Source organism: Microbacterium sp. Leaf161, from assembly GCF_001423645.1.
GTDB lineage: Bacteria > Actinomycetota > Actinomycetes > Actinomycetales > Microbacteriaceae > Microbacterium > Microbacterium forte.
On the sequence record NZ_LMOW01000001.1, the window covers coordinates 2088583 to 2113096 of the forward strand.

The window sequence follows — 24514 nt, forward strand, 5'->3', positions numbered from 1 at the left end:
CTTCATGTCGATGGTGCAAGCGCCACTGCCGGCCACGAAGGCGGAGTCCCCCTCCGCCTCCGTGGCCGGCGGCCAGCCCCGGCGGCGAGGACTCTCGCTGCTCACGGCCCGCCCCTGGCTTCTTCTCGCTCCCGGGCTGGTCATCCTCGCGGTGCTCATGCTCTGGCCGCTCATCCAGGTCTTCATCTTCTCGCTGCAGGACTACGGTCTGCGCGAGATCAACACGGGCGAGAACAACTGGATCGGCGTCGGCAACTACGTCGAGGCGCTCACCAACCCGACGCTGTGGACCGTCGTCCTGCCGAACACCGTCGGCTTCGCCGCTGTCGCCGTGTTCGTCACGGTGGCGGTCGGCACGCTGGTCGCGCTCCTGCTCGCCAAGCTGGGCACGGTCTGGCGCACCATCGTCTCGAGCTGCATCATGGTCGCGTGGGCCATGCCGGCCGTCACCGGCACCTACGTCTGGACGTTCATCTTCGACGCCGACCGGGGCATCTTCAACACCACCCTGCAGAACCTCGGTCTGATGGACGAACCGGTCAACTGGTTCACCAACCAGTGGTCGTTCTACGCGATCGTGCTGCTGAACGTCGTGCACCACGGCTTCCCGTTCGTCGCGATCACGGTGCTCGCCGGTCTCCTCGGCGTCTCGAAGGAGATGCTCGAGGCGGCCGCGCTCGACGGGGCGAACGCCTGGATGCGCTTCTGGAAGATCATCTTCCCGACGCTCAAGCCCGTCTTCTCGGTCGTCATCATCCTGTCGACGATCTGGGACTTCAAGGTCTTCGCGCAGGTCTACCTCATGCCGGGCGGTGGGGGAGGCAACCGGTCGGTGCTCAACCTCGGCGTCTGGTCGTACGTCGAATCCTTCGGCCAGAACCGCTACGGGTTCGGCGCCGCCCTCGCCGTGCTGCTCACCCTCGTGCTGATCGGAATCACGATCGTGTACATCCGCTCCCTGATGAAGGAGGACGAGCTGTGAACCCCCGCCCGTCCGCCATGTCGCGCCTCGGCACCGGCATCGCGATCGCCGCCGTCCTGATCTTCACGCTGTTCCCCGTGTACTGGATGGTCTCCAGCGCGTTCGATGCCAAGGCATCCAGCGGCGGTCAGTCGCTGCTGCCCCAGGAATTCACGTTCGACAACTTCGCCTTCGTCCTCACCGACGGCGGCTTCGGCACCTACCTGCGCAACTCGGCCATCGTGGCCCTGGTGACGGTTCTGGTGAGTGCTCTGGTCTGTCTGCTCGCGGCAGTGGCGGTCGCCCGGTTCAAGTTCAAGTTCCGCACGACCATCCTGATGATGATCCTCGTCGTGCAGATGGTCCCGCTCGAGGCTCTCGTCATCCCGCTCTTCCTTCAGGTCAAGAGCCTCGGACTGCTCAACAGCATCCTCGGTCTGATGGTCGTCTACGTCGCGCTCTCGCTCGCGTTCGGGATCTGGATGCTGCGCGGGTTCGTCGCCGCGGTGCCGGTCGAGCTCGAAGAGGCCGCGTACATCGACGGGGCCAGCTGGTGGCGGATGTTCCGCTCGATCCTGCTGCCTCTCGTGATGCCCGGCCTCGTGGCCACCAGCATCTTCAGCTTCATCACGGCCTGGAACGAGTTCATCTTCGCGATGACGATCCTCGGCAGCGAGACCGACCAGTACACGGTCTCGATCGGTCTGAAGTCCTTCTTCGGTCTGCACTCCAACGACTGGGGCAGCATCATGGCCGCGTCGACGATCATCACGATCCCCGTCATGGTGTTCTTCGTGATCGTGCAGCGTCGCCTCTCGGCAGGCATGGTCGCCGGAGCGGTGAAGGGATGACCGACGAGCTCGTCCGCCTCGCCAACGCGGTGCTCTGGCCGGGGTTCCTGGGCACCGAGGCACCGGACTGGCTTCTCGCCGAACTGCGCGACGGCCTGGCGGGTGCGGTGTACTTCAGCCAGAACGTCGGTGATGGGCTGCCTGCCCTGAGCGACGAGATCCTCCGCGCGAACCCGGACGCCCTGATCGGGGTCGACGAGGAGGGCGGCAACGTCACGCGCCTCGAGTCGGCGACCGGTTCCACCCTCCCGGGGGCCGCCCAGCTCGGCATCGTCGACGATGTCGATGCGACGAGGGACTCCGGTGCGGAGCTTGCCCGACGGGTCGCCTCGGTCGGCGTCAACGTGGTGCTCGGGCCCGTCGCCGATGTGAACACGGATCCACGGAACCCCGTGATAGGGGTCCGGTCCTTCGGCAGCGACGAAGAACTCGTCGCCCGACACGTGCAGGCGGCGGTCGACGGATTGCAGAGCAATGCCGTCGCCGCGTGCGTCAAGCACTTTCCCGGACACGGCGACACGCATCTGGATTCGCACCACGCGCTGCCCGAGATCTCGCTCGGCATCGATGAGTACGAACGCGTGCACCTCGAGCCGTTCCGTGCCGCGATCGCCGCGGGGGTCGACGCCATCATGACCGCGCACATCGTCGTTCCCGCGTGGGGGGAAGAACCGGCGACGCTGAATCCCCGGGTGCTCGGGATGCTGCGCGACTGGGGTTTCGACGGTGTCATCATCTCGGACGCCCTCGACATGGCGGCGATCCGCGAGACCGTCGGCATCGGCCAGGGCGCCGCACGCGCCCTGGCGGCCGGCGTCGATCTGCTGTGCATCGGCAACCCGACGAACCGGGGCGAAGCCACGCTCCCCGATCAGGACAGACGAGACTTCCTCGCCGCTCGCGACGGGATCCTCGCGGCGGTGAGCGACGGCTCGCTGCCGCGCGAGCGACTCGCCGCTGCGGCCCAGCGGGTCGCCCGTCTGGCCGAGACCCTTCGCACTCGTGCCACGACCGCGCCTCCTGTCGACTACGACGGATCGGAGATCGTCCGACGAGCGATCACCGGCGCAACCGCGGATGCCGAGGCGCTCGCCGTCGTCGACGCCCGCCGTCGTTCGACTCTCGCCGTCGACAGCGCGTCCGCGTATGTGGCTCAGACGCTCGCAGCCGGCGGCCACCGCGTTCGTGTCGACGTCGCACGTTCGTCGATCGACGAGCAGGACTCCGCTCTCGAGCGAGCCGTCCTCGCCGAAGGGCTGACGGTCATCCTCCTGGATCGCCCTGACGCCGATGACGCGCAGCGCTCGCTGGTCGAGCGCGCCGCTCTGCGCGACCCCGAAGCCGTTGTGGTCAACGTCGGACTCGCGGCCGGGCGGCCACTGCCTCTTCCCGTCGTGGAGGTCGGATCCGCGAGCAGGATCGGTGCTCAGGCCGCCAGAGATCGACTCACCGGCGGGGCTTCGCGCCGCGCCGATCAGTCGCCCGCCAGCGCAGGCCCGCCTGACTGAGGCAGGATGACACCGTGGACGACGATGTTCTCGCGCTGGTGCGCCGATCCGTTCCTCGACTGAGTGCTGCAGAAGCACGGGTCGCGGAGACGATCCTCGGCGACCCCACGCTCGTCGTCGATCTCGCCATCAACGATCTCGCGCAGCTCTGTCACACGTCTCTGTCGACCGTGGCCCGGTTCGCGCAGTCGCTCGGCTTCAGCGGGTACCGGGAGCTGCGGGTCGCTGTCGCTCGCACGGTCACGCTCGCCCAGGCGCAGCGGGCGCGTTTCGGCCTCGACACCACGGCGATCGACCCGGACGACGAGCCGTCGGCGATCGCCGCGAAGCTCGCAGCTCAAGAGATCGACGCGATCGAGAAGACGGCGCGCGGGCTCGATGCGGACGCACTCGACCGGGTCGCGCGGGCCGTCGTGGCAGCCCGCCACGTCGATCTGTTCGGGCAGGCGGCCTCGTCGTTGACCGCCCAGGACCTTCAGCAGAAGCTCGCGCGCATCGGCTGTTCGGTCGCGCACTCCGCTGATCCGCATCTGGCCCTCACGACGGCATCGCTGCGGACCTCGGACGACGTCGTCATCGCCTTCTCGCACGGCGGCGAGACCCAGGAGGTCGTCCGCGCCGTCGAGATCGCCCGAGACGCGGGCGCGCTGTCCGTGGCGATCACGAGCGCGCCCGACTCGACGCTCGCGCTCGCCGCCGACATCGTGCTGATCACCTACGCGCAGGAGTCGCCGTTCCGGATGGCCGCGATGTCGAGCCGCATCGCGCAGCTGGCGCTGGTCGACATCCTCTTCGTGCGCGTCGTGCAGCACCGGGGCGAACCCGTGGTCATCCCGCTGCAGCTCACGCACGACGCCGCGGCGTCTCGCCGCCGCCGGTAGGGGCCGATCAGTCGATGTGATCGCGGGTGCTGACCAGCGCTCTGGTCGCGATCCTGTGCGCGCGGGCGAGGCTGCCGGTGAGGGAGAGCCCGGTCAGCACGCCGGCGAGGAATCCCGCGGCGAACGCGTCGCCGGCTCCGATGGATTCCACGACGGGGACGTCGAGCGACCTGCTGTCGGTGCGCTCCGCTCCGTCGAACGCGACAGCGCCGTCGGGGCTCGTGACGATCAGATACCTCGGCTCGGGGAACAGCTCGCGCAGTCGATCCGGCTCGGCGGTGCCGAACACCGACTCTGCGTCGGGCCGAGTGCAGAACGCGATGTCGGCGCGACGCACGTACTCCGAGATCACGGCGCGCCCTTCGTCCTGGCGTCCGCGCCAGAGCGCGGGGCGCCAGTTCACGTCGAAGCTGAGCAGCCGACCGTCGCGGGGTGCATCGAACAGCGCGTCCTGCGCAGCACGGGCGGAAGCCGAGAGGGCAGGTGTGATCCCGGAGGTGTGCACCAGTGCCGCCTGAGCGAGAAGGGCGGATGCTGCGGGGGATTCGAGGGTCGCGGGCGACAGCGCCGCGGCTGCTGAGCCCGAGCGGTAGTAGTGCATCGTCCCGTCGACCGAGCCGTCTGGGCGAGGCGACAGCTCTTTCACGTAGAGACCGGTCGGGGCTTCGGCGTCGACGTCGACGGCCGAATCGTCGACCTCGTGTCTGCGCAGCTCGGCCGTGAGGAACCGACCGAAACCGTCGTCGCCCACGCGGGACACGACAGCGGTGCGGATTCCTGCCGATGCCAGTGCGATCGCGGTGTTCCACTCCGCCCCGGCGAGCGATCGGTGAAAGGTGCGCACGTCCTCGAGAGGAGCGGCAGTGGCGGGGACGAAAGAGACGAGGCCCTCGCCGACGCAGACGGCGAGGGGAGATGTGTCGGGCACGTTGTGGACATTACCGGATGGGCACGACCACGTAACTTCCGTAACAGGAATGCAACCTGGAGGTGTTTGCATCGGAATGCGCACTGGGTAGCGTCGAGGCATCACCGTTCCGAAGTCGACGATGTCTTCGGGACGCGCACTGTAGCGCTCGACAGGAAGGTCACACAATGCACCACTCAGTCACGCGTCGGCGAGGACTCCTCGCCGTCACCGGAGCCGCACTGGCGGCGCTGGTCCTCTCGGGATGCGTCGCCAGCGAGCGCAGCGACGACGGCGGAGAGGCTGCGGGCGATGTCGACGGCACGTTCGTGTTCGCCGCATCCTCCGACCCGGCCAGCCTCGACCCGGCATTCGCCCAGGACGGCGAGAGCTTCCGCGTCTCGCGGCAGATGTTCGAGGGCCTCGTGGGCACCGAACCCGGCACGGCCGACCCTGCACCGCTGCTCGCCGAGTCGTGGGAGTCGTCGGAAGACGGCATGAGCCACACATTCACTCTGAAGGAGGACGTCACCTTCCACGACGGCACCCCGTTCAACGCCGAGGCCGTGTGCGCGAACTTCGACCGCTGGTACAACTGGACCGGCCTCGCGGCATCAGAGGCGTTCGGCTACTACTACAACAAGCTCTTCAAGGGCTACGCCGACAGCCCGGCGGACGCCGTCTACAAGTCCTGCACCCCTGACGGCGACTACTCCGTCACGATCGACCTGAACAAGCCGTTCGCCGGATTCGTCGCGTCGCTGTCGCTGCCGTCGTTCTCGATGCAGAGCCCGTCGGCACTCCAGGAGTTCGGCGCCGACGACGTGAGCGGCTCCGCCGAGGCTCCCGTGCTCTCCGAGTACGCGATGGGTCACCCGGTCGGCACCGGCCCGTACCAGTTCGACGAGTGGGCGCCGGGCGAGCAGGTCACGCTCAAGGCCTACGACGACTACTGGGGCGAGGCGGGCCAGATCGACGAGATCATCTTCCGCACGATCGACGACCCGACCGCGCGTCGTCAGGCTCTCGAGTCCGGATCGATCGACGGCTACGACCTCGTGGGTCCTGCCGACACCAAGGCGCTCGAGGACGACGGCTTCACCATGGTGTCGCGCCCTCCCTTCACGATCCTCTACCTCGCCTTCAACCAGGCCATCCCCGAGCTGCAGGACCCGAAGGTCCGTGAGGCGCTCTCGTATGCGGTCGACAAGGATGCGCTGATCAGCCAGGTCCTCCCCGAGGGCACCGAGAAGGCGATCGAGTTCGTTCCTGACACCGTCAACGGATACAACCCCGACGTCACGACCTACGACTACGACCCCGAGAAGGCCAAGTCACTGCTCGCAGAAGCAGGCTATGACGAGGCCAACCCGCTGAAGCTGACCTTCAACTACCCGGTCAACGTCTCGCGTCCGTACATGCCGGACCCCGAGCAGATCTTCACTGTGCTCTCGTCGCAGCTGGCCGAGGTCGGCGTCGAGACCACCCCGGTCTCGGAGGAGTGGGTCGAGTACCTCGACCGCACCACGGGAACGGCCGACCACGGCATCCACCTGCTGGGCTGGACCGGTGACTACAACGACACCGACAACTTCGTCGGCGTCTTCTTCGGTCAGCAGAGCTCGGAGTGGGGCTTCGACAACCCCGAGCTGTTCCAGAAGCTGAACGAGGCTCGCGGTGTCTCCAACCTCGAGGACCAGACGGCCCTCTACGAGGAGATCAACGAGATGGTCGCGCAGTTCATCCCGGGTGTGCCGATCGCGCACCCGGCGCCGACACTGGCGTTCGACCCTCGCGTCGAGAGCTATCCCGCCAGCCCGGTGAACGACGAGGTCTTCACGGACATCGTCCTCACCGAGTAGGTCTGACCGACTGAGATGCCCACCCGGGTCTCCGCGCTCGCCGCGGAGGCCCGGGCCCGGCGTACCTTCTGATCAACGGAGACCTCTTGCTGCGCACCATCGGCAGGCGACTGCTTTTCCTCATTCCCACTCTGATCGGCCTCAGCATCCTGCTGTTCGCCTGGGTCAGGGCCCTGCCAGGCGGCCCGGCCGTCGCTCTTCTCGGCGAGAAGGCGACTCCGGAGGCCGTCGCCAGGGTCAACGAACTCTACGGCTTCAACAAGCCGATCCTGGAGCAGTACTTCATCTGGGTCGGCCGCCTCCTCCAAGGCGACTTCGGAACATCGATCCAGACGAACCGGCCCGTGACGGAGGAGTTCTTCCGTCGCTTCCCCGCGACGCTCGAGCTGAGTGTTCTCGCGCTCATCTTCGCGGTCGGCGTCGGCATCCCGCTCGGCTACTGGGCGGCTCGCCGCCACGGCAAGTTCACCGACCACGCGTCGGTGGTGCTGAGCCTCGTGGGCATCACCATCCCGGTGTTCTTCCTGGCCTTCATCCTGAAATACGTGTTCGCGGTGCAGCTCGGGTGGCTTCCCTCGGACGGCCGTCAGAACCCCCGAATAGATGCCACGCACCCGACGGGGTTCTACGTCTGGGACGGCATCATCACCGGCGAGTTCGACGCGTCCTGGGACGCGCTCATGCACCTCGTCCTCCCGGCGCTGGCGCTCGGCACGATCCCGCTCGCGATCATCGTCCGCATCACCAGGGCGAGTGTCCTGGAGGTGCAGAACGCCGACTACGTGCGCACGGGCCGCGCGAAGGGTGTCGGTTCGCCGACTCTGCGCAGTCGCTTCATCCTGCGCAACGCGATGCTGCCCGTGATCACGACGATCGGTCTGCAGACCGGACTCCTCATCTCGGGGGCGGTGCTCACCGAGACCGTCTTCGCGTTCCCCGGCATCGGATCCTTCCTCGCGAGGGCGATCTTCACGCGGGACTTCCCGGTGCTCCAGGGGTTCATCATCTTCATCGCGATCGCCTACGCGCTGATCAACCTGGCGGTCGACGTGTCGTACAGCTTCATCGATCCGAGAGTGCGGGTGCAGTGATGTCCCGTCTCGTTCTCCGAAAGGGGGTGGCGTCATGACCATCTCGCTCCCACCCGCGCAAGGACCATCCGCAGCGAGCGGCGAGGTCGTCGACACCGTCGCCGTCGGCCGAGCAGGGCTCAGAGAGGGCCCTGGCGGATTCTGGCACGATGTGTTCCGCCGCCTCCGCCGCAACCCCACCGCCTGGATCGGCGCCGGCATCGTCCTGGTGTTCATCCTGGTGTCGGTGCTCGCTCCCGTGCTCGCTCCATATCCCGAGACCGCATTGCCCGGCGCGAAGTTCATCACGCCGACGCACATCCCGGGACCGGGGGAGCTGCCCGAGTTCCCGCTCGGCCTCGACCGCTTCGGCGGCGACGTGCTCTCCAAGCTCATCTGGGGTGCGCAGGCGTCGCTGCTGATCGGTGTCATCTCGACCGCCCTGGGTCTGGTCGGCGGAATGATCCTCGGTCTTCTCGCCGGCACGTTCGGCGGATGGGTCGACACGCTCATCATGCGCATCGTCGACATCATCCTGTCGGTGCCGAACCTGCTGCTGGCCGTCTCGATCGCCGCGATCCTGGGTCAGACGCCCTTCGCGGTGATGATCGCGATCGGTGCGTCGCAGGTTCCGATCTTCGCGCGCCTGCTGCGCGCGTCGATGCTGCAGCAGCGATCGAGCGACTACGTGCTCTCGGCCCAGACGCTGGGCCTCGGACGCGGTCAGATCACCATGTCGCACGTGCTGCCCAACGCGATCGGCCCGGTCATCGTGCAGGGGACGCTCACGCTGGCGACGGCTGTGATCGACGCGGCGGCGCTGTCGTTCCTCGGTCTCGGCGGCGGTCGCCCCGAGACGGCCGAGTGGGGGCGCATGCTCACCTACGCGCAGGCCGAGCTCGCCATCGCGCCGTGGCTGGCATTCCTGCCCGGTATCTGCATCGCGGTCACCGCACTCGGCTTCACCCTGTTCGGTGAGGCGCTGCGCGAGGCCATGGACCCGAGGACGAGAGCACGATGAACGCTGCGAACGAGAACCGGGCGCCGAACGCGCCCCTGCTGTCTGTCGAGGGCCTCGCCGTCGACTTCGCCACCATGGACGGCGTCGTGCACGCGGTCGAGGGTGTCGACCTCGAGATCGCTCCCGGTGAGACCGTCGCGATCGTGGGGGAGTCGGGGTCGGGCAAGTCGACGACCGCGATGGCCATCATCGGGCTGCTCGCCGGGGGCGGCCGCGTCGCCGCTGGCAGCATCCGCCTCGACGGCCGCGACATCACGCGTGCCTCCGAGAACGAGCTGCGCACGATCAGGGGGCGTGACATCGGCCTCGTCCCACAGGACCCGATGTCCAACCTGAATCCGGTCGCCAAGATCGGCACCCAGGTCGCCGAGACCCTCCTCGCGCACGGTCTCGCCACCAGGCAGAACGTGAAGGAGAAGGTCGTCGAGGCGCTCAGCGCCGCGGGCCTGCCCGACCCCGAACGCCGTGCGAAGCAGTATCCGCACGAGTTCTCGGGCGGCATGCGCCAGCGCGCGCTGATCGCGATCGGTCTGGCGTGCAAACCTCGTCTGCTGATCGCCGACGAGCCGACGAGTGCGCTCGACGTCACCGTGCAGCACACGATCCTCGACCAGATCGGTCAGATGACGCGCGAGCTGGGCACGGCCGTGCTGCTCATCACGCACGACCTCGGTCTCGCGGCCGAGCGCGCCGAGCGCGTCGTCGTGATGCACCGGGGCAAGGTCGTCGAGCAGGGGCCGGCCAAGCAGATCCTCGAGGCGCCGCAGCATCCGTACACGCAGTCGCTCGTGGCGGCGGCACCGTCGGTCGCGGCAGCGCGCCTGCGGCCGGAGGCGTTCCGTGTCGAGGATCGGCCCGCTCCGGGGGCGGATGCTCCGGCCCTGGCGGACGAGGTGACGCCCGGGGTTCCGGCCGCCGACCACATCGTCGAGTTCGAACACCTCACCAAGGTGTATCCGGTCCGAGGGCAGAAGGACGACTTCGTCGCCGTGAACGACGTCTCCCTCGCGATCCCTCGGGGTGAGACGGTCGCCATCGTGGGCGAGTCCGGGTCCGGCAAGACCACCACGGCGCGGATGCTGTTGAAGATCATCGAGCCGACGAGCGGCCTCATCCGGTACGGGGGCAAGGACATCGCGTCCCTCGACCGCGCGGAGACGAAGGACTTCCGTCAGCGGGTGCAGCCGATCTTCCAGGACCCGTACTCGAGCCTGAACCCGATGTTCACGATCGAGCGCCTGATCTCTGAGCCGCTCGACTTCTACAAGCGGGGGAGCAGCGCCGACAGGCGCAAGCGCGTTCGCCAGCTGCTCGACGACGTGGCGCTGCCGCAGTCCATGCTGCGGCGGTATCCGTCGGAGCTGTCCGGCGGGCAGCGGCAGCGAGTCGCGATCGCCAGGGCGCTCGCCCTCTCGCCCGATCTGATCGTGTGCGACGAGCCGGTGTCGGCGCTGGACGTGCTCGTGCAGGACCAGATCCTGACACTGCTCGGCGACCTGCAGACCGAGTACGGGCTCAGCTATCTGTTCATCTCGCACGACCTCGCGGTCGTGCGACTGATCAGCGACTACGTGTGCGTGATGAAGGACGGATCTCTCGTCGAGGCGGCTTCGTCGGAGGAGATCTTCACGAACCCGCGCGACCCGTACACGCGCCGCCTGCTGGCGTCGATCCCGGGGAACGAGCTCAACATCGCCTCCTGAGGCGCGGAGAGCGCGCGGTCACAGCCGGTAGATAGGCTGTGGCCATGCGCTCTCCCCTTCCGACCGCCGCAGCGGTCCTCCTCGCTGCATCGCTCGTCTTGACCGGATGCTCCTTCTCGACCACGGAGTCATCGAGCGCGACAGGCGGGGAGTCGGAGGAGTCGAGCGCGCCGAGCACGCAGGAGTCGACGGGTCTCGACGCGGCGCCTGCCACGGGAGAGACGATCACCGGAGACGGGTACACCTATGTCGTCCCCGAGGGGTGGGCCGTGCCCGATCAGGAGATCGCCGGCTTCAGCCCGGACACGCTCGCCGCGGACCGACAGGACACGGACGGGTTCGCCGACAACGTCAACGTCCTCGAGTCGCCTGCGGGCCTCGTCACTCCTGACCTCGTCGAGAGCGCCGGAGTGACCGAGCTCGAGGGAGCCGGCGCGACCGACATCGTCGTGAACGACCGGGTGACGATCGCAGACTCCGAGTCCGCTCACCTGTCGGCGTCGATGACGAGCGAGGGCACGACCTACAGCGTCGAGCAGTACTACGTCAGCACCGACGACCAGACCTACGTCGTCACGTTCTCGTTCAGCGACACGGTGACTCCCGACGAGCGGCAGGCGGTCGCCGAGTCGATCCTCGTCACCTGGACCTGGGTCTGACCGACGTCCGACGAGGCGTCCGGAGGGCGCCAATACCGCAGCATCCGAAGAACGTCAAGGATTGAGCTTGCCATGTCGCAAGTTCGCGCGTATAGTTGGTAGTTGCGCTCGCTTCTCCCTGCCCTCATATGGTGGTCGGCATTTCGTTGAGCATCCGGGCGCACACTCACCTGACGACAAAGGAATCGAGAAGCCCTGCGGGGCTCACGGAGGTTATTCCCTTGGCTGCTGCTCGCAACGCATCCACCACCACCACCACTAAGAACGGACGCGGAGCATCCCGTCTTTCGTTCGCCAAGATCTCCGACACGCTGACGGTCCCTGACCTTCTCGCTCTGCAGACCGAATCCTTCGGCTGGCTCGTCGGCAACGACGCCTGGAAGGCTCGTGTCGCAGAGGCCAAGAAGGCCGGCCGCACAGACGTGAACGAGAACAGCGGCCTCGGCGAGATCTTCGAGGAGATCTCTCCGATCGAGGACCTCGGCGAAACGATGCAGCTGTCGTTCACGAACCCGTACCTCGAGCCGGAGAAGTACTCGATCGAGGAGTGCAAGGAGCGTGGCAAGACCTACGCCGCTCCGCTGTACGTCGAGGCCGAGTTCATGAACCACCTCACGGGCGAGATCAAGACCCAGACGGTCTTCATGGGCGACTTCCCGCTCCAGACCGACAAGGGCACGTTCATCATCAACGGCTCCGAGCGCGTCGTCGTCTCGCAGCTCGTGCGCTCCCCGGGTGTCTACTTCGACAAGACCCCCGACAAGACGTCCGACAAGGACATCGTGTCGGCGCGCGTCATCCCGAGCCGTGGTGCATGGCTCGAGTTCGAGATCGACAAGCGCGACCAGGTCGGCGTCCGCGTCGACCGCAAGCGCAAGCAGTCGGTCACCGTGTTCCTCAAGGCGCTGGGCATGACCAGCGAGGAGATCCTCACGGAGTTCGCCGGCTACACCTCGATCGAGGAGACGCTCGCGAAGGACACCATCGTCACGAAGGAAGATGCGCTCCGCGACATCTACCGCAAGCTGCGTCCGGGCGAGCAGGTCGCTGCCGAGGCCGCGCGTGCGCTTCTCGACAACTTCTACTTCAACCCGAAGCGCTACGACCTGGCGAAGGTGGGTCGTTACAAGATCAACCACAAGCTCGGTCTCGACGCACCGCTGACCGACTCGGTCCTCACGGTTCAGGACATCGTCGCGACGATCAAGTACCTCGTGCGTCTGCACGCAGGCACGGAAGAGACCTTCCCCGGCATCCGCTCGGGCAAGAAGGCCGACATCCGCATCGCGACCGACGACATCGACAACTTCGGCAACCGTCGCATCCGCGCGGTCGGCGAACTGATCCAGAACCAGGTCCGCACCGGTCTCTCCCGCATGGAGCGCGTCGTCCGCGAGCGCATGACCACGCAGGACATCGAGGCGATCACGCCGCAGACCCTGATCAACGTGCGCCCCGTCGTCGCCGCGATCAAGGAGTTCTTCGGAACCTCGCAGCTCTCGCAGTTCATGGACCAGAACAACCCGCTCGCGGGTCTGACCAACAAGCGCCGCCTCTCGGCACTCGGCCCCGGTGGTCTGAGCCGTGACCGCGCAGGTGTCGAGGTCCGTGACGTCCACCCGTCGCACTACGGCCGCATGTGCCCCATCGAGACCCCGGAAGGCCCGAACATCGGTCTGATCGGTGCTCTCGCGACCTTCGCGCGCATCAACTCGTTCGGCTTCATCGAGACCCCGTACCGCAAGGTCACCGGGGGCGTCGTCACCGAGGAGATCGACTACCTGACGGCTTCCGAAGAGGTCGACTTCAACATCGCGCAGGCCAACGCCCCGCTCGACAAGAACGGTCGCTTCATCGAGAGCCACGTCCTGGCCCGCCCCAAGGGCGGCAGCGGCGAGGTCGACATGTTCCTCCCGGAGGACATCGGCTACATCGATGTCTCGCCTCGCCAGATGGTGTCGGTCGCGACCTCGCTCGTGCCGTTCCTCGAGCACGACGACGCGCAGCGCGCGCTCATGGGCGCCAACATGCAGCGTCAGGCTGTGCCGCTGCTGCGCAGCGACTCGCCGCTCGTCGGAACCGGTATGGAGGGCTACACCGCCATCGACGCCGGCGACGTGCTCACGGCTGAGAAGCCGGGTGTCGTCACCGAGGTCTCCGCAGACCGCGTCACCGTCATGCTCGACGAGGGTGGAACGCAGGATTACCACCTTCGCAAGTTCGACCGCTCCAACCAGGGCACGTCGTACAACCAGAAGGTCGTCGTCAACGAGGGCGACCGCGTCGAGGTCGGAGAGGTCATCGCTGATGGCCCCGCCACAGAGAACGGCGAGCTGGCCCTCGGAAAGAACCTCCTCGTCGCGTTCATGACGTGGGAAGGCTACAACTTCGAGGACGCGATCATCCTCAGCCAGGACCTCGTGAAGGACGACACCCTCTCCTCGATCCACATCGAGGAATACGAGGTCGACGCCCGCGACACGAAGCTCGGCAAGGAGGAGATCACCCGTGATCTCCCCAACGTCAGCCCTGAGCTGCTGAAGGATCTCGACGAGCGCGGCATCATCCGCATCGGTGCCGAGGTCCGCCCCGGCGACATCCTCGTCGGCAAGGTCACGCCGAAGGGCGAGACCGAGCTGTCGGCGGAAGAGCGTCTGCTCCGTGCGATCTTCAACGAGAAGAGCCGCGAGGTCCGTGACACCTCTCTGAAGGTGCCCCACGGCGAGCAGGGCACGATCATCGCCGTCAAGGAGTTCAACGCCGAGGACGGCGACGACGAGCTCGGCTCCGGTGTCAACCGCCGAGTCGTGGTCTACATCGCCCAGAAGCGCAAGATCACCGAGGGTGACAAGCTCGCCGGTCGTCACGGCAACAAGGGTGTCATCGCGAAGATCCTCCCGATCGAGGACATGCCGTTCCTCGCGGACGGAACCCCCGTCGACATCGTGCTGAACCCGCTGGGCATCCCGGGTCGAATGAACTTCGGTCAGGTGCTCGAGACCCACCTCGGGTGGATCGCGAAGCAGGGCTGGAAGGTCGAAGGAAACCCGGAGTGGGCTACGAAGCTCCCGAAGGACGCCTTCGAGGCCGCACCCGGCACCAAGGTCGCCACCCCGGTGTTCGACGGAGCGAGCGAGGAGGAGATCGCAGGTCTCCTCGACTCGACCATCCCGACCCGCGACGGTGTGCGCCTGATCGACTCCACCGGAAAGGCCCAGATGTTCGACGGCCGCTCCGGCGAGCCGTTCCCGGCGCCGATCTCGGTGGGCTACATGTACATCCTGAAGCTCCACCACCTGGTCGACGACAAGATCCACGCGCGTTCGACTGGTCCGTACTCGATGATCACCCAGCAGCCGCTCGGTGGTAAGGCGCAGTTCGGTGGCCAGCGATTCGGTGAGATGGAGGTGTGGGCCCTCGAGGCCTACGGTGCCGCATACGCGCTCCAGGAGCTCCTCACGATCAAGTCCGACGACATCCTCGGCCGCGTCAAGGTGTACGAGGCCATCGTCAAGGGCGAGAACATCCAGGAGCCCGGCATCCCCGAGTCCTTCAAGGTGCTCATGAAGGAGATGCAGTCGCTCTGCCTGAACGTCGAGGTCCTCTCGGCAGACGGCACGCTCGTCAACCTGCGTGACACCGACGACGAGGCCTTCCGCGCTGCGGAGGAGCTCGGCATCAACATCTCCAGCCGCTTCGAGGCCGCCTCGATCGACGAGATCTAAGGTTCAGGCCGCCGACTGAGCAGCATGCCCGGTCGGCGGCCCACCTCCCCGATTTCTTCAGAAGAATTCCTACACAGGAGAATTTGTGCTCGAGTCAAACACTTTCGATGAGCTTCGCATCGGCCTGGCCACCGCGGACCACATCCGCGCCTGGTCCTACGGCGAGGTCAAGAAGCCTGAAACCATCAACTACCGCACCCTGAAGCCGGAGAAGGACGGTCTCTTCGGAGAGCAGATCTTCGGCCCGTCCCGCGACTGGGAGTGCGCCTGCGGAAAGTACAAGCGTGTCCGCTTCAAGGGCATCGTCTGCGAGCGCTGCGGCGTCGAGGTCACCAAGTCCTCGGTCCGTCGTGAGCGCATGGGTCACATCGAACTCGCCGCTCCCGTCACCCACATCTGGTACTTCAAGGGTGTCCCTTCGCGTCTGGGCTACCTGCTCGACATGGCGCCGAAGGACCTCGAGAAGGTCATCTACTTCGCCGCCTACATGGTCATCTCGGTCGACGAGGATGCTCGTCACCGTGACCTGGGCACGCAGGAGAACAACATCCGTCTCGAGCTGAAGACGCTCGGAGACCGTCGCGACGCGAAGATCGCCGAGCGCCTGGCACGCCTGGAGGAGGAGCTCGCTTCCCTCGAGGCGGAGGGCGCCAAGGCCGACGCGAAGAAGAAGGTCAAGGACGCCGCCGAGAAGGAGATGTCGCTCATCCGCAAGGGTGCCGACGAGGCGATCGCCAAGCTCGAGCGCGTGTGGGAAGACTTCCGCACCCTCGAGGTCGGCGCACTGCGTCCCGAGGACGACGTCTTCCACGAGCTGCAGGACCGTTTCGGTCAGTACTTCGAGGCCTACATGGGCGCGGAGTCGATCCAGCGTCGCCTCGCGGCGTTCGACCTGGCAGCCGAGGCGGAGAGCCTGCACCTGCAGATCTCCGAGGGCAAGGGCCAGCGCAAGATCCGCGCGATCAAGCGTCTGAAGGTCGTCAACTCGTTCCTGGAGACCGGCATGAGCCCGGCCGCCATGGTGCTGGATGTCGTTCCGGTGATCCCGCCCGAGCTGCGCCCGATGGTGCAGCTCGACGGTGGCCGCTTCGCGACCTCCGACCTCAACGACCTCTACCGTCGTGTGATCAACCGCAACAACCGTCTTCGTCGTCTGATCGACCTCGGTGCCCCCGAGATCATCGTCAACAACGAGAAGCGGATGCTGCAGGAGGCCGTCGACGCACTGTTCGACAACGGTCGCCGTGGTCGTCCCGTCACCGGAACCGGCAACCGCGCCCTGAAGTCCCTCAGCGACATGCTGAAGGGCAAGCAGGGTCGCTTCCGTCAGAACCTGCTCGGAAAGCGTGTCGACTACTCCGGCCGTTCGGTCATCATCGTCGGACCGCAGCTCAAGCTGCACCAGTGCGGTCTGCCCAAGCAGATGGCTCTGGAGCTCTTCAAGCCGTTCGTGATCAAGCGCCTGATCGACCTCGGTCACTCGCAGAACATCAAGGCAGCCAAGCGCGCTGTCGAGCGCACCCGTCCCGAGGTCTGGGACGTGCTCGAGGAGATCATCCGCGAGCGTCCGGTGCTGCTCAACCGTGCACCCACCCTGCACCGTCTGGGCATCCAGGCCTTCGAGCCTCAGCTCGTCGAGGGCAAGGCCATCCAGCTGCACCCGCTCGTCTGCGCGGCGTTCAACGCCGACTTCGACGGTGACCAGATGGCTGTCCACCTGCCGCTGTCGGTCGAGGCTCAGGCCGAGGCCCGCGTGCTGATGCTCGCGTCGAACAACATCCTGAAGCCGTCCGACGGCCGCCCGGTCACCCTGCCTTCGCAGGACATGATCATCGGTCTGCACCACCTGACCACGGTCAAGGCGGGCGCAGCCGGTGAGGGCCGTGCATTCGGTTCGGTGGGCGAGGCGATCCTGGCCAAGGACGAGGGAACCCTCGACCTGCAGGCCAAGGTCCGCATCCGCATCCCGGGTCTGACGTTCCTCGAGGGCGAAGCTCCCGAGGGCTACGAGCGTCACGGTCTCGTCGACGCATCGCTCGGTCAGGCGATCTTCAACGACACGCTTCCCAAGGGATACCCGTTCGTCCGCGAGCAGGCTGACAAGAACAAGCTGTCGCAGATCGTCAACAAGCTGGCCGAGGAGTACCCCAAGGTCGAGACGGCTGCGTCGCTGGACCGCATCAAGGACGCCGGTTTCTACTGGGCGACTCGCTCCGGTGTGACCGTCGCTCTGAGCGACATCCTGACGCCTCCGAACAAGGCGGAGATCGTCGCCGGCTACGAGAAGCAGGCCGCGAAGGTCCAGTCCCAGTACGAGAAGGGCCTGACGACCGACACCGAGCGTCGCCAGGAGCTCATCAAGATCTGGACCGAGGCGACGGACGAGGTTCAGGCCGCGATGCGGGCGAACTTCCCCGAGGACAACACCATCAACCGCATGGTGTCGTCCGGTGCTCGTGGTAACTGGCTGCAGATCCGGAACATCGCCGGTATGCGTGGTCTGGTGAACAACCCCAAGGGTGAGATCATCCCGCGTCCGATCATCTCCTCGTACCGCGAGGGTCTGTCGGTTGCGGAGTACTTCATCGCGACGCACGGTACCCGTAAGGGCCTGGCCGACACCGCTCTGCGTACCGCCGACTCGGGTTACCTGACCCGTCGTCTGGTGGATGTCTCGCAGGACGTCATCATCCGCGAAGAGGACTGCGGCACGTCGAAGGGCCTCGAGCTCCCGATCGCCGCTCCGAACTCGCAGGGCGAGCTGGTGCGCGACGCGAACGTCGAGAACTCGGTGTTCGCTCGTACCCTGGCCTCCGATGTGGTCGACAGCAAGGGCGAGGTTCTCGCTTCTGCCGGTGACGACGTGGGTGACGTTCTCATCGACAAGCTGGTCGCGCTGGGCGTCGAGAGCATCAAGGTGCGCTCGGTTCTCACGTGTGACTCCGCTGTCGGTGTCTGCGCGCAGTGCTACGGCCGTTCGCTCGCGACGGGTAAGACCGTCGACATCGGAGAGGCCGTCGGCATCATCGCGGCCCAGTCGATCGGTGAGCCCGGTACCCAGCTGACGATGCGTACCTTCCACACCGGTGGTTCGGCTTCGGCCGATGACATCACGCAGGGTCTGCCCCGCGTGCAGGAGCTCTTCGAGGCGCGTACCCCCAAGGCTGCGTCGCCGATCGCAGAGGCCGACGGTCGCATCACGATCGACGAGACGGACAAGGCCAAGAGGCTCATCCTGACGCCCGACAACGGTGACGAGGAAGTGATCTACCCGGTTCTGAAGCGTGCGACGCTTCTGGTCGAGGACGGTCAGCACGTCAGCGTCGGTCAGCCGCTGCTGGTCGGAACGCTCGACCCCAAGGAGGTCATGCGTGTCATGGGTGCCCGCGAGGTGCAGCGTTACCTCGTCGGTGGCGTCCAGGGCGTGTACCGCTCGCAGGGTGTGCCGATCCACGACAAGCACATCGAGGTCATCGTCCGTCAGATGCTCCGCAAGGTCACCGTCGTCGATCACGCCGACACGACCCTGCTTCCGGGCGAGATGGTCGACCTCAAGCGCTACCAGGCGATCAACCGCGAGGCTGTGGCAGAGGGCAAGCGCCCGGCGTCCGGCCGTTCGGAGCTGATGGGTATCACGAAGGCGTCGCTCGCGACGGAGTCGTGGCTGTCGGCCGCCTCCTTCCAGGAGACGACCCGCGTGCTCACCGAGGCTGCGATGCAGGGCAAGCGCGACCCGCTGGTCGGTCTCAAGGAGAACGTCATCATCGGTAAGCTCATCCCCGCCGGAACCGGTCTCTCGAAGTACCGCGACGTCACGGTCGAGGCCACCGAGGAAGCCAAGAGCGAGCGCTACCCGAACCGGATCTTCGCATCCGACGGCGCGTACGCTGACGGCGACTTCGGCTACGTCGACTTCGACGCGTTCTCGACGGACGACATCACGCCGGGTACGTACAATTGACCCGCTTGCGGGTCAAGATTGAGCGAGCACGCGCGTAGCGCGAGCGAGTCGAAACACTGACGTACTGAGTGAGTGAGTGAGAAGGCCCCGGGCGATTCGCCCGGGGCCTTCTTCGTGTCCGGACGCCGTCAGTCGAAGAGGTGCGCCACGATGCTCGAGGTGTAGCCCTCGGGGGCCAGGTTGGAGTATTCGGAGTCGATCAGCACGTCGTCACGCCAGAACAGGGTGCGCCCGTCGGTGACCGGGTACTGCGTGTTCGGCCAGGTCTTCTCGCAGCGGGTGCCGCCGTCCGGCGTGAAACACGTGAAGCCCTCGTCGGCGACGAGAGCGTTCAGCATGTCGAGGGCCGGGCCGCGGTTCATCAGAGAGATCGTCGTGACGAGACGGGTGGTGTCGGCCTTCGGGTCCGCCCAGATGCAGGTCAGCGTGCCGTCGTCGCCCACTCCGGAGGGTCCGAAGGCCGCATCGTTGAGCGGGATGTCGTCGAGCTGGGCGAGCACGTCGTCCGACAGGACGGCGCGACAATCGGAGGGCAGAGCGATCGGCGTCTCGGTCGGAGTGGGGGAGGGCGACGGACTTGCAGATCCATCGGGTGAAGAACTCGACGACGGCTCCCCGGATTCGCTCGGGCCGGCGGATCCTGAGCCGGTGGAACCGCAGCCGGTGAGCAGCGTCACGAGCAGGAGAGCCGCAGCTCCGGCGGCGATTCGAGGGTTCATGCGCTCACCGTAGCGCTGATGGGATGCGGTGCAGGGAAGCCGCGCAAGCGGGCCCAGAAGCCGCTCTCGCGGTAGTGTCGGCAGAATGAGTGATGAATCCTCCCGAGCACGCGGTGCAGTCGTCGTCGGAGACGCACTGATCGACGAGATCCACGACGGCGGTGGAGTGCGAGAGCTGGTCGGCGGCGCAGCGCTGAACGTCGCCGTCGGCCTTCGCCGGCTGGGTGTTCCGACGACGCTGATCGCGATGGTCGGAGAGGACGAAGCGGGTGCGCACATCCGCGAGTACCTCGACGATCACGACGTGCGACTGATCGCCAGCGAGGCGCCGCTGGGCTCGTCTCGTGCGATCGTGCAGCGTGCGTCGGACGGCGAGCCCGTCTACGTCTTCAACGAGGCGGCGCAGAGGCGCAGCATCCGGTACTCGGGCGAAGCCGTCCAGGCGATCGCCGACTCGGGTCTCGTGGCTGTCAGCTGCTTCCCCTTCGACGTGCCTGCTGAGGTCGATGCGCTGCTCGAGGCCGTCGGTGATGCTCGACTCGCTGTCGACCCGAACCCGCGTTCGGGGATGCTGAGCGATCGTGCCGAGTTCGTCCGCGGCTTCGAGCGTGCGGCTGCCGGGGCATCGATAGTCAAGGTCGGCGCCGATGATGCGTCGCTTCTCTACGACGGCGATCTCGACGCCCTCCGGGCACGGCTGCGTGCCCTCGGTGTCAGCGCGGTCCTCGCGACCGCTGGTGCTGATGGCGCGGCGCTCGAGTCGGATGCCGGCATCGTGACGGCGCCCATCTCGACGCTGCCAGGACGCGTCGTCGACACCGTCGGAGCGGGCGATGCGACCCTCGCCGCTGTGGCGGCGGGATTGGCGAACGGCACGCCGTCCGACGCTGACGGGTGGCGGCAGCTGCTCGTTCGAGCGATGGATGTGGCCGCCGCGACCTGCCGCGCCGAGGGCGGCCTGCTGCGGACTCCGGAGTCCCTGGCCGACCCCGACCCGGGCGTCTTCGGGAGCTGAGCGCTCGATTTCTCACGCCTGCCCTCGGCAGGTATGATTATCTATCGTGCCCCCGGTTGGCTGTCGAAGTCGGACGGGTGCGCTCTGGCGAGTTACCCAAGCGGCCAAAGGGATCTGACTGTAAATCAGACTGCTCAGCATTCGGGGGTTCGAATCCCTCACTCGCCACCAGGAGTTGTTCGTACTTCTCACGAAAGTTCTCCAGGAAACTCGAAACGCAAAGAAAAACGCCCCCAAACCGGGGGCGTTTTTCGTTTGTCAGCTGCTCACAATCGTTCTGGGAGCTCTCGGCGCGCCTCAAGCACGACCGCAGGGCCCAATCAACCGACTTCCAGGCACACTGAAGCCGTCGGTGTTGCAGTGACCAACGTACTCACCTCAGGGAGAGGACCAACGTCTACGTGCGCGCGGGCCCGCGTCTGCTTCGTCGGGCCAGGCGTGCTTCGCGCAGCATGAGGCGGGTGCGTGCGGAGGTGCGTCGGCTGCGGCGGGTGCGCGCGACGGGCGGTGTGATGCCGTCTTCGATCTCGCCGGCGCGTTCGTCTCGTTCGAGGAGGAAGTCGCGGATTCGCTGCAGGTTGGCGGCGGCGATGGTCATGACTTGCAGGAACGCCTGTGCGGCGCGGCCGCGCATGCGTCGCCGGCCCGGTTGTGCGAGGGCGAAGGTCGCGGAGTCTTTGACGTAGTCGTTCGCGGATTCGACTTGGGAGCGGGCGTAGCCGAACATCGCCTCCCACTCGTCGGTGCCGTACTGGTAGTGCTGGCCGAACTTACCGTCGTCGGTGTAGTCGAAGCTGGTGCTGGTTTTGTTGGTGCAGAGCTTCCCAACGACCTGCGGTCGGTTGAGGATGGGGAGCAGGGTGCGGCCGGGCTGTGCGGCTTTCGGGTTGGGTTTCAGGTCGCAGGATGCGGTGGGGGAGCCGCCTGCGCACGGGCACTTCTTCGCGGTCTTGCCGCGGCTGTCCATCTTCTCCTTATCGGTGACGAGGAACGGTGTGCGCTGGTTGATGAGGTTCTTCCAGCGGACTCTCCTCGCGGCCTCCCGTGACTTTCGCTCCTCAGGGGTGAGGGTCGGGTCCTCCTCGTCCTGTCGGGTTCCCTTGCGGTACTCGGCGGTGGCGTTGATGAGGTCGGGGTGCTCTGCCATGGACGGGCAGTACCAGTTGCCTTCGACCATGATGGCGCCGTGCGCGTGATGCTGCATGCCGAGCGCCCATTCCTTGGTCGGGTACTGCATGACGAGTTTGATACGGAGGGCCCGGAGCGGGTTCTGGAGTTCGTCGGGCTTCCCGCCCGGGAGGTAGGCCTGGTCACTGACGAAGTGGTCGATGGTGTGTCCGCGTTCGATGAGCGAGTTCACCAGGCGCATCGCGGACGGGGCAGGCTCCTCGCCGGGGCGGTGCTGGTCGTATGCGACGATGAGCGAGGGGACGACGTCAGGCTGGGAGGGGTCGTTGGAAGTGATGACGGCGAACTCGGCTTCGAGGGAGTATTCGCGGACGCGTGCCTCTTTGAACACATCGGTAGGTTTGCCGGCTGCGGTGCGGAGGTAGAAGCCGTGGTCGGGCTCGATGGAGACCTTCTCGTGCGGCTTCTTTCGAGCGAGGCGTTCTTTGCCGATGCCGCGGGCGAACGCTTTCAGGCGGGTGGCGTCGACGGCGAGGGATATCTGCGCGGGGCGGTACTGGGCGGGGAGCATCTGGTAGGTGGCTTCGAGCATCTGGTTCGCGAAGATGTGGGCGCGGCGCGCTTTGGTCTTCATTTCTTCGTCGCGGAGCCTGCGGTCCTCCAGCGCGTCACGGTACTCCTGCACGGTCAGTCGTCGCTGGCGGGTGGGGAGCGGGTAGGCGTCGAACAGGTCGATGATGCGGCGTGTGCTGTTTCGAGCGCGCTCGAAGAGCGCTTCAGCGGGAGCGAGAGGGTCGTGTTCGATGCCGAGGATGGCGGCGGTCTTCGGCTTGAGACGGCTTCGGAGGATGTCCTCGACACGGCGGATGTGCATGGGCTGGTGCTCGCAGGCAAGAACCAGCCACAGGATGAGGGTTGCGCGGACCGTCAGATAGGGGCGGCGTCCTCCTTTGTAGGTGCGGTCCTGCTGTTCCCAGAGCAGGACAAGGTCGACGAGTCCGGACGCGTCTATGACCATGGCCGCTTGGCGGATCGTCTGCTTGGGGATGGGCCCGCGGGCGGTCGGATCGTGGCGGAGGAGCTCGTCACGCATGAGCGCCTCCGTTCCGAAGCATCGTTCTCTGTTCGCGCGCGGAGGGCATGTCGATGTAGGGGGCGAGCCGGCGCAGGAACGCGGCGTCGAGGAGGCCGGCGGCGTTCATGAGCACGGAGACGGGGGTTCCGCCGTTGACGTGGGTGACGAGCCACGTGTTTCGCATGCGCTGGGGGACGGGGCGGATGTCACCCCGGAGGTTCCGGCGGATGTCGTTGAGGCTGTGTGAGTCGCGGGCCGTGCGTCCTGGCCCGATGAGCCAATCGCTTCTTTCCGGAGCGGTGGACCTGAGCTCCGCGAGCAGTGGCGCCCACGTGTGCAGCGCGGGGACGGCGCGCGGTCGTGGCCCATGGACGGTGACATCGACGTCGCCGTTGTCCGCGACCGTGACATCGCCGGTTCTGCCAAGCATCATCTCGTTCACCGTGAGGCCACATCCGAGGCCGAGCGCCGCGATGGCTGTGGCGTCGAGGCGCTTGCGAGTGCTGGGCTGGTACGCGGCCCACGAACGGATTGTGGTGATGTCGTCGCCGCTGTACGGGATGTCGGCGGGGGCGGGCGGAGCTTGCGCTCGTCGCGGCAGCGGATCCTCGCTGAACAGGGTGCGGAGGATGGCGCCTTCGCGGGCGGCTCCTTGCGGGCGAATCTGGGTAGAGCGGTGCTGCGTGTACACGTCGATGAAGCGTGGGGTGAGGGCATCGTCCGCCTGGCCGACGAGACCGCGCTCTCGTGTCCACTGGACGTAGCCGGTGAGCGTCGCCAGCGCCTGCCGCGTCGATGCTCCCGATTGGTCTTCGATGTGGGGGCGGACGGACGCGAGGACGCTGTCGCGCATCTGCGCCCAGTCGTCCGCGGGCAGGTACGGGTTGTAGGTGTCGAGAAGGTCGGGAGTCACAGCCATGTGGGGGCTATGCGCTCGATGTGCGCGTTTTTGACACAATGTGCGCCGTGGAGACACAGGAAACCGGTTTGGTGCCGGCGAAACGCACACGGCCTCTAGAATCGAGTGGTGAGTGATGCGCCGCGAGACTGGTTGGTCGACGCAACCACGTTCGGTCGGCCGGGGTTGAGTGACTGGGTGCCGACCGCTACGCGGCGGGGCGAGGCTGAGTGCGCAGCTGCGCGCCTGCAGCACAGTGCGGCGTTCCACGTGCGGGCGTTCCTGCTCGCCGAGGATCGGACGCAGGGGTCGCTGGCCGAGGCTCTGGGGTGGCGGCGCGAACGGCTGTCGCGAGTGCTCGGTGGGCAGGTGTGGGTGACGCTCTCGGATCTCGAGCAGATCCTCCAGGCCTGTCGGTCGAGTGTGGCGGGAGTGAGTTGGGCGAGTACACCGGTGTCGGACCGTGCGACTCCGGCCCGTCAGGTCGTCGCGTCGTTCCTGCGCGAGCAGTTGCAGGCGCTCGAGGCGCCCGCACACCCGCAGGGTGGCGTGCAGCCGCGGTAACCGATG

The 24514-nt window shown here is 66.6% G+C and carries 17 protein-coding genes and 1 tRNA gene; 14 read left to right on the forward strand and 4 right to left on the reverse strand.

The window, feature by feature from the left end:
* The first annotated feature begins 4 nt into the window (after nt 1–4).
* Genes ASF87_RS10065 through ASF87_RS10080 form a run of 4 tightly spaced genes read left to right on the forward strand, consistent with a single transcriptional unit; the run spans nt 5 to nt 4201 of the window.
* Nucleotides 5–982 carry a carbohydrate ABC transporter permease gene (locus tag ASF87_RS10065; protein ID WP_056375724.1) on the forward strand — a complete coding sequence of 326 codons (978 nt, stop codon included), beginning with the start codon at nt 5–7 and terminating at the stop codon, nt 980–982.
* Nucleotides 979–1812, forward strand: coding sequence for a carbohydrate ABC transporter permease (locus tag ASF87_RS10070; protein ID WP_042539066.1), 834 nt, complete (start codon nt 979–981; stop codon nt 1810–1812). The genes ASF87_RS10065 and ASF87_RS10070 overlap by 4 nt, the downstream gene beginning before the upstream one ends.
* Entirely contained in the window at nt 1809–3320 is a 1512-nt protein-coding gene (locus ASF87_RS10075; protein ID WP_056375725.1) for a glycoside hydrolase family 3 protein, read from the forward strand. The genes ASF87_RS10070 and ASF87_RS10075 overlap by 4 nt, the downstream gene beginning before the upstream one ends.
* 14 nt (nt 3321–3334) lie before the next feature.
* Nucleotides 3335–4201, forward strand: a complete 867-nt coding sequence (locus ASF87_RS10080; RefSeq protein WP_042539070.1) for a MurR/RpiR family transcriptional regulator — start codon at nt 3335–3337, stop codon at nt 4199–4201.
* 7 nt (nt 4202–4208) lie between these two features.
* Here the strand turns inward: ASF87_RS10080 and ASF87_RS10085 are convergent, their stop codons facing one another.
* Nucleotides 4209–5129, reverse strand: a complete 921-nt coding sequence (locus ASF87_RS10085) for a sugar kinase (protein ID WP_056375726.1) — start codon at nt 5127–5129, stop codon at nt 4209–4211.
* Between the two features lie 167 nt (nt 5130–5296).
* On the opposite strand from ASF87_RS10085, the gene ASF87_RS10090 reads away from it, so the two are divergent.
* The 7 genes from ASF87_RS10090 to rpoC all read left to right on the forward strand — a co-directional run bounded on the left by ASF87_RS10090 (nt 5297) and on the right by rpoC (nt 19109).
* Entirely contained in the window at nt 5297–6970 is a 1674-nt protein-coding gene (locus tag ASF87_RS10090; RefSeq protein WP_042539074.1) for an ABC transporter substrate-binding protein, read from the forward strand.
* An 86-nt stretch (nt 6971–7056) separates the two neighbouring features.
* Complete coding sequence (locus tag ASF87_RS10095) at nt 7057–8061, forward strand: ABC transporter permease (protein ID WP_056375727.1); 1005 nt, start codon at nt 7057–7059, stop codon at nt 8059–8061.
* 34 nt (nt 8062–8095) lie between these two features.
* Complete coding sequence (locus tag ASF87_RS10100) at nt 8096–9061, forward strand: ABC transporter permease (RefSeq protein WP_056375728.1); 966 nt, start codon at nt 8096–8098, stop codon at nt 9059–9061.
* The gene (locus tag ASF87_RS10105) at nt 9058–10764 is read left to right on the forward strand and encodes an ABC transporter ATP-binding protein (protein WP_056375729.1); all 1707 of its coding nucleotides are present in this window, start codon (nt 9058–9060) and stop codon (nt 10762–10764) included. Before ASF87_RS10100 ends, ASF87_RS10105 begins: the two co-directional genes overlap by 4 nt.
* A 44-nt stretch (nt 10765–10808) precedes the next feature.
* Nucleotides 10809–11423: a hypothetical protein gene (locus ASF87_RS10110; RefSeq protein WP_056375730.1), complete on the forward strand. Its 615-nt coding sequence runs from the start codon at nt 10809–10811 to the stop codon at nt 11421–11423.
* Between the two features lie 221 nt (nt 11424–11644).
* The gene (rpoB, locus tag ASF87_RS10115; protein WP_042539084.1) at nt 11645–15148 is read left to right on the forward strand and encodes a DNA-directed RNA polymerase subunit beta; all 3504 of its coding nucleotides are present in this window, start codon (nt 11645–11647) and stop codon (nt 15146–15148) included.
* A gap of 85 nt (nt 15149–15233) precedes the next feature.
* Nucleotides 15234–19109, forward strand: coding sequence for a DNA-directed RNA polymerase subunit beta' (gene rpoC / locus ASF87_RS10120; RefSeq protein WP_042539086.1), 3876 nt, complete (start codon nt 15234–15236; stop codon nt 19107–19109).
* A 128-nt stretch (nt 19110–19237) separates the two neighbouring features.
* Here the strand turns inward: rpoC and ASF87_RS10125 are convergent, their stop codons facing one another.
* Nucleotides 19238–19828, reverse strand: a complete 591-nt coding sequence (locus tag ASF87_RS10125; RefSeq protein WP_056375731.1) for a hypothetical protein — start codon at nt 19826–19828, stop codon at nt 19238–19240.
* A gap of 85 nt (nt 19829–19913) precedes the next feature.
* Between ASF87_RS10125 and ASF87_RS10130 the strand changes: the two genes are divergently transcribed.
* Complete coding sequence (locus ASF87_RS10130; protein WP_056375732.1) at nt 19914–20843, forward strand: PfkB family carbohydrate kinase; 930 nt, start codon at nt 19914–19916, stop codon at nt 20841–20843.
* A gap of 86 nt (nt 20844–20929) precedes the next feature.
* A tRNA-Tyr gene (locus tag ASF87_RS10135) sits at nt 20930–21014 on the forward strand.
* 226 nt (nt 21015–21240) lie between these two features.
* On the opposite strand, the gene ASF87_RS10140 is transcribed toward ASF87_RS10135, so the two are convergent.
* Nucleotides 21241–23064, reverse strand: a complete 1824-nt coding sequence (locus ASF87_RS10140) for a hypothetical protein (protein WP_056375733.1) — start codon at nt 23062–23064, stop codon at nt 21241–21243.
* Nucleotides 23057–23965, reverse strand: a complete 909-nt coding sequence (locus tag ASF87_RS10145) for a hypothetical protein (protein WP_056375734.1) — start codon at nt 23963–23965, stop codon at nt 23057–23059. Before ASF87_RS10145 ends, ASF87_RS10140 begins: the two co-directional genes overlap by 8 nt.
* Before the next feature lie 108 nt (nt 23966–24073).
* Here ASF87_RS10145 and ASF87_RS10150 point away from each other — a divergent pair, with 108 nt between their 5' ends.
* Nucleotides 24074–24508 carry a helix-turn-helix domain-containing protein gene (locus ASF87_RS10150; RefSeq protein ID WP_056375735.1) on the forward strand — a complete coding sequence of 145 codons (435 nt, stop codon included), beginning with the start codon at nt 24074–24076 and terminating at the stop codon, nt 24506–24508.
* Nucleotides 24509–24514 lie beyond the last annotated feature (6 nt).